Origin of the sequence: Mycoplasmopsis felis (assembly GCF_034647055.2) — a bacterium.
In the GTDB taxonomy this organism is placed as follows: Bacteria; Bacillota_I; Bacilli_A; order Mycoplasmatales; family Metamycoplasmataceae; genus Mycoplasmopsis; species Mycoplasmopsis felis.
Window position 1 is genome coordinate 624,223 of record NZ_CP141047.2, and the last position, 14,209, is coordinate 638,431.

The following is a 14,209-nucleotide window of genomic DNA, read 5'->3' on the forward strand; positions in this document are numbered from 1 at the left end:
TATGCGAAGAAAAACAAAAGTTATTGATAAAAGTGTTTTGATAAGTTTTCGAATCAATGGTGATGAAGATATAGCAAAATATTTAATTTGAAAACAAGAAATAGAAAAAAATGGAAGTTCTGTTTATAGTTCTGTTAGAAATATATTAATGGAAAAAATAGAAGATACTGATACTAAAGTATCAATGCGTAAAAGTAAAGATAATATTTTTTATTCTTTAAGAAAAGCTATGTTTGCTTCTATGTCTCCTTTTAAGCATTCCTTAGAAGAAAGAATTAATGAAAATCAAAATCAATTAGTTATTATGAATAAAAAATTAGATTTAATCATTAATTTATTAGCAAATGAATTTAATCAAAAATCTCAAATTGAAAACATACCTGGGGAATTACTTAAAGAAGCTAGTTATTTTGAAGAAATGAAGAAAATTTCAAGTTCTGAATTAAAGGCAATTAAAGAAAAAAATGAAAAATTAGATAAAGAAAGAAGCAACACTTTTAATAAATACTTAGAAGGTGAATTTGAAAGTGAAGAATTTATTGAAGAATTTGATGAAGAATAAAATTATTTTAAAGGGGTTTACTGCTCCTTTTTTGTTTTTTAGTGTTGGTTTAGTTTCTACTAATGTTTCAAATAATGTAAGTTCTAATCGGTTTGGGGTTCATAATAGTACTAATGATTTTAGAAGTTATAATGCTAATAGAAATTTATTACATAATTCTTATAATTTAATTGATTTAAATAGTAATAGAAAAGTTTTTAATACTTATTATAGAAATAATACTGATTTAAACTTTTTATTTAATGGTTTAACTGTTAGAAAAGAATTAGATAATATTTTGAAATTTAGAAGTAATACTGATGATGCTTATTTACTTAGTAGTTTTAGATTACATAATACAAATCATAAAGGTTTAAATAACATAAGGTTTTTTGATTTAAGAAAAAATCGTTCTACTTCTGCTATGGAAATTAACTATTCTGATTTTAATAATTATGGAATTTCTGATTTTTCTAATACGTGAAGTAATTACAATTATTTTAATGATAGAAATAGAATAAAGTTTCCTGCTAAGGAATACGATGGAAGGTGGGAAAGGAATTTCTATAAAACATTAAGTGAAGCAAGTTCTTATAATGGTACTGTTTCTGAATATACATATTCAAATGAAAAACGATTCAAAATTTTTCAAGCTGATAAATTTATTAAACGTTTGTCTGATGATTATAAGTTAACATTAAATGAATTTGCTAAATTAAATGGTATGGTTGTTAAAGAGGTTAATGGCGATGATTGGTCTATAACTAATACGACACATAGAATTGGGCCTTCTGGTTATGGTTCATTTCATCATACAAGAGATATAAATTATAGTTCAAGGCCATTAGCTGATAAATTGCTTTATAATACTACAAGAAAAGAAATCATTATAAAGAAAGTTGATAACTTAGGGAAATATTGATTTAATGATATTAAGGGTTTATTTTATTGAAGTGGAAACTTAGTTTATAAAAATTCATTGCTTAGTTTTTCAAGTAAAATGGAAGATTATTTACGAAAAGGATTTCCTTTAAATTTCAATGTAAATTCAAGGTCTTATAATATTGATAAATTAAGAATAATTGATCAAAAGAAAGTTGCTCATAATTCTAATAGTAATTCTAATGTACCTGAAAAGATATTTTCTTATGATTTTGATATAAGGGAAAAATCTAATGGAAAAATAACATTTAATAATTTCTATGGTCTTAAGGGTGATGAATTTGAATTTTTAATTTATTCATTAATTAATATTAATGAAAATAATGCTTTACATGATATTAAAGCATTTAAAAATTTAATTCATAATAATAAAATATTAATTTATAGTGATAGTGGGAAAACTTCATTGTTAACTGATAAGATTAATAAAAGTGTTTATGTTGGAAGTAAAACTAATATTGAAAAATTAGAAGAAGAAATAAATAAAAATAAATTTGAAATAGTTTATAAAAACTTAACTTTAAAATTTAGGTATGATTATCAAATTTCTTCTTATGGAAGAAATTATGTGAATTTAAAATTAATCTTAGATGATATTTTATATTCTGGTAGTAGCATTAAAAATAGTTTAAATAATAATTTAAGGTATGATTTAAGAAAATCATTTAATTTCTTTAATGATACTAATGTAAATGGAAGATATCTTTATTTTGTTTTAAATCATATTAAAGATTGAATAGATAATTCAAAAACTATTAGGTCTAATATTAAAATTGATTTAGAAGATAGTAGTTTATATAAGAGAATTTCTCATAATTTAGCATTACAAGATAGAATTATTTTTAATTATAGTTATGTTCTTAAAGATAATGTAAGATTAAATCATTTTATTAATAATCAAAATAATTGAAATAGAGATACTTATTTAGAATTAGATCGTAGAGTTCAAATTCTTCCCCCTGATGCTAATGCTAATTATGGTGGAAAATGAAAAGTTAAAGCACCGATCGAAGTTAAATTTTTAGCAAATTTAAGTGAAAGCGAAGTTTTATTAATTAATAAGAATAGAGTTGATGTTTTGAATAGATGATTTAAGTATGATTTAAGAGATAATCGTTCAAGTATTAATGATGAAAGTAGAGAATTATATGATAAAAATAGTAAGCAAGAAGCAAATGAAACTAATTCTCATAAGAAAAATGAATATAGTATTGAATTAATTAAGTATAGAGAAAATACTAATAATACTCAAGAAGAATATAAGTATAAGATTGATTTTATTATTGATAGTTATGATATAGAGCAATCTATTAAATACTATGCGTGAAATCCTGAGATTAATAAAGATCAAAATGATTTAATAACCCCTTATTTAATAGAAAATGGTGAATATATTAAAGATAAAAATGGAAACAAAATTCCTAACCCTAAATATGATGCTTCTATTGATAAACAAACTGGTACTAAGAAGCAATTAGTATGAATTGATACTAATTTATTTAAAAGTAATTCGGAATTATTAAGGAAAATTTCTTTTGCTTTTCCTAAGTTAGATAGAAAATATAATTTTGGTATTTTTGCTGAAGCTTCTGTGTTAGGGAAGGGTGCTTTAAGAAATGTATTTGGAAATTTTGTAGGAAATGCTAATTCTGAATATTATTCATATCAATTATTTAATAAGGTTAATAAAGGTATATATGAAAATAAAGGAGAAAGGATAGTTTCATTAAATGCTGAATTAGGATCTTCTGAAAGTTCTTATATGTCTAATGAAGGAATTTATTTAGTGTGGGCTAAAACTGCTAATAGTATTTCTGATATTCAATTAATCTTAATTGATGAAGATAATAAGAGTGATTCTTTTTTCTTAGATGAAATAGAAAAAATTAATTTTAATAGTATTCCTGGTAGTTCAAATAATTTAGAATATTTAAATATTAATGGTTCAATTAAACTTAATGAATATATAAGTAATTTTTGAAAAATAAGCAATCCTGTTGCTAATGCTTTTTCTTATTATTTAATTAATAATAGAAATCTGAAGGAAGAAGAAATTAAAAATCTATCTTTTGTTAATGTTAAGAAATATTATTTAGATTTTATTAATAATAATTTATTTGGTAGTTTAACTTCTGAAAGTATTAATTCAAATAATATTTTTGGAGGTTATGAATTTAATAATCTGAATTTAAATGGATTAGTTTTAGATCAAAAAGAAATTATTATTAAGAAAGTTAAGGAATTTATACAAAAAGAATTAAATAAATTTAGTTATATTCATAAAATAAATGATTTAGTTTATGAAAATGATTATTATATTGAAGAATTCCAAAATGAAAGAGATACTCAAAATTTTATTAATAAAGTTGGTGTTGTTCAAAAGAAAAGTGAAAATTTAGATGTTAATTATTTTGATATTAATGTAGTTGGTTTAAAAAAATATAATAATTCTAATGCTGTATTTAGAATTTCTAATGTTGCTTGAAATTCAATCTATCCTCCTGTTGATTTATCTAATTTAAACATTAATTTCATTAATAAAATAAGAGTTGATAAGAAAGAATTAAGGGACGAATATGGTGAATTATTAAGTTCTTATACTAACTTTACTGATAGGGAAACTTATTTAGATAATCTTTATGAAACTAAAATAAATCAAGCAATAGAAAAAGTAATTAATGATTTCTTAGTTGAATATAATAAAGGAAAAGAATTTAATTTAGAATTAGGGAAAGATATTTTAATAACTAATAAAGATGAAGTAATTAGTAGATTGAAGAATAGCCCTAATAAAGATATTTATTTAAGGTTAATTGGAGACAATGCTAATTTATTAAATTACAAGGAAATTATTTTTAATAATTCTGGGAAAAATGATGTAGTTAATTTATCTGATTTTACTAAAATACTTACTGGTTCAAATAAGGTATTAAATACTTCTAATTTAGAAAATGTAAGATATGAAACTTTACAATGAATAACTAATAAAGGAAAAGAAATTAATTTAGAAATTAATGATAATTATTTAGTTTATGGTGCTAATACATTTTTATATTGATTAGATTTAATAATAGATATTAATGATGAAACATTAAGTGATAGATGAAAAGAAAAAATAAGTCAATTTAAGGAATTCTTAAATAAGAATAATGCTTTAAGAAATGGTGAATTAATCAAATTTATACCTGAAACTGAAACTGAAATTCATTTATTAAATAATCAAAAAGAAGCATTATTAAATATGATAGTTAATGATAAGATAGGTCTTTATAAACAATTTATTATCTTACCTAAGGAAAACAAAAGTTTTAATTATGCTTATGGTGGTATTATAAATTCTATTAATGAAAATGAATTAGAAGAAATCAAAATCAATGAAGATAAGATAAAAGAAGTAGAAGATTTAATTAAAGATGATAATGTAAAAACTGAAGATGAAATAAATATAATTAATTCTAAGGAAGAAACTAAGAAGGAAGTTATAAAAGTTATTAGTATAGTTTCTGGTATTGTTGGTGTTATTGGTTCATTAATAGGAATAATTTTTATTGCTAAATCGTTATCAATAAAATATGGATTTAAAATAGGTATAAATTCTTTTAAAAAAAATAAAAAGAAAGCAAAAGCAAAAATTAAATAAATAAAAAACATACATAGCATTTTTCTGTGTATGTTTTTTTTAATGCTTTAAATTTATGATAAAAGTGTTTTGATAGTGGTTATTTATAATTTTGATATGAATTTTATAAATAATTTTTTTGAAAAAAATACTTTGAAAATTAATCAATGAAATAAAGAAGAAGAATATTTTAGAAAAGTAATTTTAAAGCAAAATAAGAAATATATTCATTGAAGAAAACAATATATAAGATTAAGGAAAATAATAATTTCTGGGAAAGTTTATCAATATAAATTAGGTGTATATTTAGATAAAAAAACTGGAAAAAAGTTTACTTATTATCATAATGAAGAAGTAAAAAAGATTGGGAAATTGAAATATTATCCTGATGATTTAGTCGTTCAATATTTAACTAAAAACTATAAAAGAAGAAGTAGTTGTAAGGGTTTAGAAATTCCTTTAGATGTAATTAAATATCATATTAAAAAAGGAAATTTACGAATAAAAAATAATAAAAATAATGAAAAAATTAAACATAAAAATTTAGTAAATATTGGAATAGATGATACTTACTTTAAGGTTAATTTTGGAAAAATCAAAAAGAAAATATGTCTAAGGTTAATGATTTTAGAAAGTAAAAATAATCATAAAACGATGCTTTTATTTGATGTTTCTAAATATAAAACTAATGAAATTTCTTTAACAATTAAATCGTTTTTAGATGAAAAAATTAAGAGGAATAACATAATAATTAACGCTGATGCTGCTAAGGTTTTTACAAAAATTGCTAATGAAGTTGGTGGGATTAGGTCTTTAGATAAGTTCCATTTTGTTCAAAAAATGTGAAAAGTTTTTGGTTTTACAAGTAAGAAATTTAAGAAAAATAAAGAATTTTTTATTGAAAATAAATTGATAAATGAAGTTAATTTACTTTTAAAAAGTGTTAAAAATAACAATTTCTGATTAATGAAAAGCTTAATTTTTTATATTAAAAATTTAGTAATTGATAAGAAAATAGAAGGTTTTAAGGTTGGTGAAATTAAAAGTTTTATTAGATATTTTAAGAAAAATGAAGGGTATATTTATGAAACTTTTACTAATAGAAATGTTAAAAATGGGCAATGTGAATATCATATAAATCAATATATTAAAAGTCCTGTTTTTAAACGTTTTTCTTTATTTTCTTGAGGTGTAATTAAGGAAAGAATAAATGATTACTATAAGTTAAAAAATAGTGAAAACAGTAAAGCAATAAATATTCATTGATTTTTAGGCTAAATTTATAAAAATGTACTTTGTTTGCTTTGTGTAATCTTTTAAAATAAAATTTATATATACTTAAGTATATATAATAAATTAATGTTTACTAAATGTCTTACTAAGTGTCTTACAGTTAAGTAAAAATGTAAACACTAAATTTTTTTAAACTTACTATTACTATGTAATAGTAAAATAAGAGTTTTCGTTAGAAATTTAAACGTCGTTCTCTTGCACTTTAAAGTAGCGCGTACGTGTGAGCGCGCGAATAAGAAGTTTGTTTTATCTTTGATAAAACAATTATAAAAATCCTTTGGAAAATGAAGAAATTAAGAAAAAAATAAATAATTCTGAAAAATTTAGAATTATCTTTTTGGTCATCCTTTTTTTGAAAATGCTTTATTGATTGATTGGTTTGTGTTATAATATTTTTGTAAGAATTTAGGAATATTTATTGCTTAGTTTGTAATTAATTACTCCCTTCTTTTCTTCGGTGTCTAAAATATTTCTAAAATTTTTATGTTAAAATAACAGATTTTGTGAAATAACCTCAATTTTGTTGTCTTTTAATTCACATTGATTTCTCACTCTTGAGTTTCCTGGTTGTAAAATAACAAAAATTTTAGACCTATACAGTAGGTCTAAAATTTTTTTAAATTAAAATTTACTATATATTTTTAATAAATGCTTGTATATTACTATATAAATCTCATGTTTCAGAGAATGAATCATTGTCATTTTTTTCTTTTTTAATTATTTTTTTGTTGTTAAATCTGTTGTTGCTATAAAGTTTAAATCCTTAAATATCTTTATAATTACATCTTCTGTTAATTTTACGAGAATACCATAATTATCATAGAATCTTTTCAACATTAAAAGTAATATTTTTAAAATAAATAATGACATAAAACACAATAAAAGATGTCCTTCAATATGGTCATCAGTAAAGACATACATTGGTCTTATTGTTAGATTGTTCTTAAGTGTTCTAAAATTTTCTTCTATTTTCATTTATTGTAATAAATATCAATAATATCTATTCCAGAAACTTCTGTTAGTGAAGTCTCGTTAACATAAAGACCATCATTTTTTTTATCTTCTTCAATTTTTTCGTTATCTAAAACATAAGTCTCTTTTTTAATTGTCTGAAAAATTTCATTTTCTTATAACCAACCATTTGCTTTTCACTAACATAACCTTTAGAATATTGCATTTTTACAAAATTATGGATTAATATTTCTCTGTTTAATTTGTCTAGTTCTTTTCTTTTTTCACTTAGTGTAACTATTTGTTTTCTTTTATAAACAATTGGATTTTTTCTAGCTTGAGAAACAGTCATAAATCTTTCTTTATAACTTAGTGTGTTAGTTATTTTTTGATAATCAGTTTCATCTAATAAATATTCCTTAAATTTTTTTGATGATGCTTTTGGGAGATAAGAAATAATAAAATCAATATTATTACTTTCTAAATGTTTTATGTTTTCAGTGAACTCATTCCTCTATCTGCAATAACAATCATTTTTTATTTGGGAACAATTCTCTAAATTCATTAAAAACGGAATCAGTGTTTTAACATCACTTGTGTTTCCGGGAAATACTTTATAAAAATAGTAATTCCATTAATATCACAGGGCATACCAACAACAATTTGAACTTCTTTAAATTTTCAATCTTTTGAATAACCAGGTCTTCTTAGACCATCTCTTGTTAAACTTTCAAAATATAATGTTATAGAATCAAAGAACATCATTTTTTTGTGTTGAGTTATTTATTCTGATTTCTTCAATATTTTTTAACATTGTATTTTTATTATTTAGTAATAAATTTAGCATACGGTAAAAACTATTTTTTGAATAATCAAGATCTAAACCACTTAAATCTCTTTTGAAATAACTATTTAAAATACTGGAAGGATTAGAAATTTTATTTGCATACTATATTTAATTATTTCTTCCATAACTTTATGCTTTCCATAATTAAAATCCTTTAAAAGATTAAGTTTATCTATAAATTTTTCAATAACATCAACACCTGCATTAATTTTTATGTTTTTATAACTTGGTTTATTGAAACCTGTCATAATTATATTTTTTAAAAGTTCTGGATTTACTTTTTCATCATAATTAGTAATAATATTATCGATTAGTTTTTTATAGTTTTCATTTAATTTCTCGATTTGTTTATTATTTTCAAGACTTAAAATCTCAGTAAAAAAATAAACGTTTTTAACTATATAATAGATAAAAACGTTTATTTTTACTTTAAATAGGAACCAAGGTAAAACCAATACATTCTATTTTACTTTTGACTAAATTAATTCAAAACAGTTAAGGTAATTTCATATTCACCAATAATTGAATTATCATTTGATAATGAGTATTTAAATAAATAAGAATTATTTGTAAATTCTTTTTTAAATCAATGAGAAGTTAATTTTAATGAAGAAATTTTGTTATTATTTTCTATATCTAAATCAAAATCGACATCTTTTTTATATTCTAAAAACACAGTAGTGCTACCTGCATATATATTAACTTTATTTTCAGAAATTTCTATTCTATTTCTTACATTATTTGAAGGTTCATAAAATGAAAATATTTCATATCCATCTTCTTTTGAGTATTCGCTTTCAGATTCAAATTCTATAATATTTTCATTATCATTTTGGTTTATTAATGAATGAAATTTAATTTTCATAATATTTTTCTAGTGCCTTATATGTATATTCTTTTCCAAATAAATAAATGCTTTTTGCTAGTTCAGGACCATGTTCAATAGACGTACATGCTAGTCTTATTGGCATAAATAATTTTTTACCTTTTACTTTTAATACTTCTTGAGTTTTATTTATTGATTCTTGTATTGAATTAACAGAAAATTCATTCTGATTTTTTAAGTTTTTATAAAATTCTATAACTACTTCTTTTTCTTCAGAAGATAAGTCAAATTTAATGTCATTGGGGTTTAAATAAGTATTTAAATGATTTAATAATTCTGAAAAAGTTGAAGAGTTTTGTTTAAAAGTATCTACAAACAAGTCTAATCATTCAGAATTTTTATCATATTTATTTAATGATAAATGATTTATTATGTAAGAATTTTCAGTGTTTTTCATATATTGTTTAGAAAATCAAATCATTTTTGAAATATCAAATTTAGAAGGACTTTTACTTAATCTTTGTGGGTCAAATTTATCAATATTTTCTTTTTTAGTCATTAATTCTTTTGCATCTTCAGATGTTCAGCCTAATAAACTCAAAAAATTAAATATTGCTTGAGGTATATAACCTTCGTTTTTATAATCTTCTATAAATTGCTTAAGTGATGTATCTCTTTTTGATAATTTTTTACCTTCCATATTAGTAATAATAGTTAAATGTCCAAATTCAGGTACTTGTCAATTTAATAAATCATATAATGCTAATTGTTTTGGCGTATTTCCTATGTGTTCTTCACCTCTTAATATATGAGTTATTTCCATATCGTGATCGTCGATAACTACTGCAAAATTATATGTAGGATATCCATCTGATTTAAAAATAACTCAATCGCCTATTTCAGACGAATCAAAAGAAATTTCTCCCCTAACTATATCATTTCAAGCGTATTTTAAATTTTTAGGCATAGAAAGTCTTATAGAAAATTGATTTTCTGCTTCTCTTTTTTGTTTTTCTTCTTCAGATATTTTTAATCAATTTTTATCATACCTAAAACTAGGGATACCTTTTTCTTTGCTTTCTCTTTTTTGTTCTTCTAATTCTTCTGTAGTATCGTAAGCTTTATATGCATAACCTTTTTCTAATAAAAAATTTGCTATGTCTTTATAACGTTCAAGTTTTTCACTTTGACGATATTTTCCATATTTATTATTTGGTTTCAAAGGTGATTCATCAGGAATAATACCAAGTCATTCAAGATTTTCTAATTGAGATTTTTCCCCGTTTTCTATATTTCTTTTAATATCTGTATCTTCTAACCTAAAAATAAATTCACCACCAAAATGCTTTGCAAATAAATAATTAAATAATGCAGTTCTTGCACCACCAAAATGTAAATAACCAGTAGGACTAGGTGCATAACGAGTTCTTATTTTTTTCACTTAACCTCCATTTTTTAATATTTATATTATATTATTTAATTTATTACACTATAAAAAAATGTATAATTTTAATAAGTTTATAAATTATATATATATATATATATATTTATTGGGAGACTTATGCTAAAAAAACGTAAATCTAAGATTTTTCTTTTAATGAGTAGTAGTGTAATAATTGCTTCAAGTTCAATAGGGACATTATTATATAATATTGATTTTAATAAAAATCAACATTCTTTTATTTATGATGATAAAGCAGAAGCCTTATTAAATAAAAGTAATAATTTAAGTTTTGATAATTCCTTAATTAGTAATAAAGATCAAAACCTAAAAGAAAAACCTAATAAAATAGTTGAAATAATAGAAAAACCTGAAAAACCAACAGAACAACCAATTGTTATTTTAAGCCCTCTAAAAGAAAAACCTCAAATCGAAACTCCTAAACCTGCACCTTTACCTATTCCTAAGGTCATTGAAACACAAAGTCAACCAATTGTTCAGGAACATCCTAAAACAATACCACCAGTTTCTACACCAGAACCAACTCCTAAACCAAAACCTAGTGGTTCAGAGACATTAATTCAAATTGCTGGTGTTTACGTTAAAGCGAAAGTTAATAAAAAAATACCTCCTAGAATTATTTCTAATTATGATAAAGAAAACGGATTAGCAAATAGAGAACCATATATCAATAATTTTGTAGGTGAAATAATATCTGTTGAAGTAACAGATGAATTACGTGAAGCAAACAAAAGACAAGCTCTAACTGGAATCCAAAGAAATACAGGTATATTCATTAATACATTCATAGAAGATAAAGAATTTTATGATCAAAATGGTTATAAAAGCATCACCAGAAAAAACTATTGAGGAAGTATTTGAGATAGGTTTGGTAGATTAATAGAAGTTATAATGAAAAATAAAAATGATCCTTTTTATTTAAATTTCTTAAAAAAAGAAGCAGCAGAAGTTTATCCAATAAAAGATTTTAACAATGATATAGATGAAGAAAAAGCATGATTAGTAATACATTTAGATACTTCTAAATTTAATACATTAAATCCTGAATCAGAAAATTACTTAAAAACAGGATATTCAATTAATCAAGATAATGTTTATATTAATGAAAAAGGAGAAATAGGTTCTTATTCTCATGGTCTACCAGCTGAATTTAATGGAGTATTATCAAGAATGTATCGTGATAATAATGAAAAAAGAGCATTTACATATGATTCAGCTGAATGAAGGTTTTCAGGAGCAATCCAAGAAGGAAAATATCCAGGTTGAACTAAAACAGACATAAGTCAATCTCCTGAATTTAGCAAGTATAATGTATCTAATGTAACTGGAATTAAAATCTTCTCTATGCAACGAGATACACCTATTGAAGGCAAACGAAATCAAGGTTATGTTGTAGAAATCGATACCTCTAAGAATGATGCATATACTAAAACTAAACAACTTATTGAAGAATTAAAAGCAGATAATAAGGAAATAACTTCATATAGATTTTTTAATATGGGTAAAAATGATTCTTCACAAAAATTTAGGGATATACTATCTGCTTTACCTAAAAGATTACCTCAATTAGAATTATTCTTTGATGCTTCTGCTACTAATACTTCATCTCTAATAGCATTAGAAGATAAATACATAGATGAACTAAGTTTATATACACTTGGTAATTCATTATTAGATTCTTGAAGTTTAAACCCTTGAGCAATAAAAAGAACAGCATGAGTTAATTCAATTGATTATAACGTTAGTTTTAATTTTAAAAAGAACACAGATGTTGCAACTAGATTAACCATTGATACATTAGCATTTGAAGAAACTGATTATTTAAAAGGTCATGCAGATCCATATAAAAGAATAAATGATGGATTAAGAATAGTTTATTATACAAGAAATAATGAACCATTTTTCCAAGGTGGTTTTGGTCCTGGTTTAAAGCCAGATCATGACGAAGGAAATAATAGTTATCCTATGGGATTAGATTTTTCACGCGCTAAATCTATCAAATCATTAAAAGGATTAATCTTCCATGATATTGAAAAACTACAAAATAAAGCTAGAAAGTTACGTAGACTAATATTATTTAATGATTCAGATACATTTAGCATTTCTGCTTTAGAATTAAATAAAGCGGGTTTTAAAGACCATATGATTTTAGATGGAAACACAATGCCACCAACTAAAATAATGTTTAGTAATGAAGGAATAACTAAATATGTTAGAATCACAGGTTTAGATGAATTAAATAGTGAAGGAATAACAAATTTAAGTGTATTATTTAATTTATCAAAAGGTTTAAATAGAACTGAAATTAAAATAGATTCCCAATCAAGTAAATTAGGTAATCAACTTAAATCACTTGGTTATCAAGTTTCTATGATAAACCAAGATGACGAATATACAATAACATAGATAAAAAGGAGAAAAATGAAATATTTAAATTTAAACATTGATAAAGCCTTAAGTAAAGGTACAAAAGAATTAAGTTATTTACAAAGTAAGGTAAGTCAAATACATAATAATGTCTTAAATAAAAATGTACCAGAAAAAGACTGATTAGGTTGATATGATTTACCAAATACATATGATAAAAATGAATTTGCGAAAATGGAAGAAGTTGCAAATAATTGATTTAATGATGGTATAGAAGTAGTAGTAGTTATAGGAATTGGTGGTTCTTATTTAGGTGCTAAATCAGGTTATGATTTTATTTACGGACCATATTCTATTAAACAACCAAAAATGGAATTATTATTTGCTGGAAATGATATTTCAGCAGAAACATTAGTTTCAAAATTACATTATGTAAAAAATAAAAAGTTTGCCATAAATGTTATTTCTAAGTCAGGAACAACTTTAGAACCTTCTATAGCGTTTAGAGAATTTAGAAAATTATTAGAATCTAAATTAGGAAACAATGCTAAAGATTATATAGTAGCAACTACAGATAAATCTAAAGGTGTCTTGTTTGATTTAGCAACAACTAAAGGTTATCAAAAATTTATAGTTCCTGATGATATAGGAGGAAGATTTTCTGTATTAACTGCAGTTGGCTTATTTCCGTTTTTATGTGCTGGTATTAATGCAAAACAAATCTTAGAAGGTGCAAATATAACAAATCAAGAACTTAGTTTAGATAAATTAGAATCTAATCCTGCTTATTTATATGCAGCAACTAGATACCACTTGCACACAAAAGAAAATTATAATATTGAAATGATGGTTTCATATGAACCTAAATTACAGTATTTTGCAGAATGATGAAAACAACTTTTTGGAGAATCAGAAGGAAAAGATCAAAAAGGTATTTGACCTACAAGTTCTATTTTTACAACTGATTTACATTCATTAGGACAAATGATTCAAGAAGGTAAGAAAATATTATTTGAAACAGTTTTAACATTAAAAAACCCTGAATATAATATTGATTTTACTCAAGAAGAATTAGATTATGATAAATTAAATTATTTAGCAAATAAAAACTTGCATGAAGTAAATAATATAGCATTTGAAGCAACAGCAAATGCTCATAAAAACGATGGTAAAGTTCCTAATATTCACTTATTATTTGATTCATTTAATGAATTTACACTTGGTGCTTTATTTATATTTTTTGAAAGAGCATTAACAATGAGTGCTTATTTATTAGGTGTAAACCCTTTCAATCAACCCGGAGTTGAAGTTTACAAGAAAAATATGTTTGCGATGTTAGGTAAGAAATAACAAAAATATCG

The 14,209-nt window shown here is 23.0% G+C and carries 11 protein-coding genes; 5 read left to right on the forward strand and 6 right to left on the reverse strand.

The window, feature by feature from the left end:
• Position 1 precedes the first annotated feature (1 nt).
• From RRG59_RS02720 to RRG59_RS02730, 3 genes are all read left to right on the forward strand, one after another.
• Entirely contained in the window at positions 2-562 is a 561-nt protein-coding gene (locus RRG59_RS02720) for an Mbov_0398 family ICE element protein (RefSeq protein WP_322901989.1), read from the forward strand.
• Positions 552-5,123 (forward strand): Mbov_0399 family ICE element protein, encoded by a 4,572-nt coding sequence (locus RRG59_RS02725; RefSeq protein ID WP_419198143.1) that lies wholly within the window; start codon positions 552-554, stop codon positions 5,121-5,123. Before RRG59_RS02720 ends, RRG59_RS02725 begins: the two co-directional genes overlap by 11 nt.
• A gap of 96 nt (positions 5,124-5,219) precedes the next feature.
• Positions 5,220-6,380: an Mbov_0401 family ICE element transposase-like protein gene (locus RRG59_RS02730; RefSeq protein WP_322901993.1), complete on the forward strand. Its 1,161-nt coding sequence runs from the start codon at positions 5,220-5,222 to the stop codon at positions 6,378-6,380.
• 732 nt (positions 6,381-7,112) lie between these two features.
• On the opposite strand, the gene RRG59_RS02735 is transcribed toward RRG59_RS02730, so the two are convergent.
• The 6 genes from RRG59_RS02735 to gltX all read right to left on the reverse strand — a co-directional run bounded on the left by RRG59_RS02735 (position 7,113) and on the right by gltX (position 10,460).
• Entirely contained in the window at positions 7,113-7,370 is a 258-nt protein-coding gene (locus RRG59_RS02735; RefSeq protein ID WP_322901995.1) for a hypothetical protein, read from the reverse strand.
• Positions 7,371-7,476: 106 nt separating this feature from the next.
• On the reverse strand, positions 7,477-7,698 hold the full coding sequence (locus RRG59_RS02740) for a hypothetical protein (protein ID WP_322901997.1): 222 nt from the start codon (positions 7,696-7,698) through the stop codon (positions 7,477-7,479).
• A gap of 212 nt (positions 7,699-7,910) precedes the next feature.
• Entirely contained in the window at positions 7,911-8,108 is a 198-nt protein-coding gene (locus tag RRG59_RS02745; protein WP_322901998.1) for a hypothetical protein, read from the reverse strand.
• 150 nt (positions 8,109-8,258) lie between these two features.
• Entirely contained in the window at positions 8,259-8,648 is a 390-nt protein-coding gene (locus RRG59_RS02750) for a hypothetical protein (RefSeq protein WP_322902000.1), read from the reverse strand.
• Between the two features lie 26 nt (positions 8,649-8,674).
• Positions 8,675-9,058, reverse strand: a complete 384-nt coding sequence (locus tag RRG59_RS02755) for a DUF1934 family protein (RefSeq protein WP_322902001.1) — start codon at positions 9,056-9,058, stop codon at positions 8,675-8,677.
• Entirely contained in the window at positions 9,048-10,460 is a 1,413-nt protein-coding gene (gltX, locus tag RRG59_RS02760) for a glutamate--tRNA ligase (protein WP_322902002.1), read from the reverse strand. The genes RRG59_RS02755 and gltX overlap by 11 nt, the downstream gene beginning before the upstream one ends.
• Before the next feature lie 120 nt (positions 10,461-10,580).
• Here gltX and RRG59_RS02765 point away from each other — a divergent pair, with 120 nt between their 5' ends.
• Together RRG59_RS02765 and RRG59_RS02770 are read left to right on the forward strand one after the other, a co-directional pair.
• Positions 10,581-12,887, forward strand: a complete 2,307-nt coding sequence (locus RRG59_RS02765; RefSeq protein WP_322902004.1) for a putative immunoglobulin-blocking virulence protein — start codon at positions 10,581-10,583, stop codon at positions 12,885-12,887.
• Between the two features lie 15 nt (positions 12,888-12,902).
• Positions 12,903-14,198 carry a glucose-6-phosphate isomerase gene (locus tag RRG59_RS02770; RefSeq protein ID WP_322902006.1) on the forward strand — a complete coding sequence of 432 codons (1,296 nt, stop codon included), beginning with the start codon at positions 12,903-12,905 and terminating at the stop codon, positions 14,196-14,198.
• Positions 14,199-14,209: the final 11 nt, after the last annotated feature.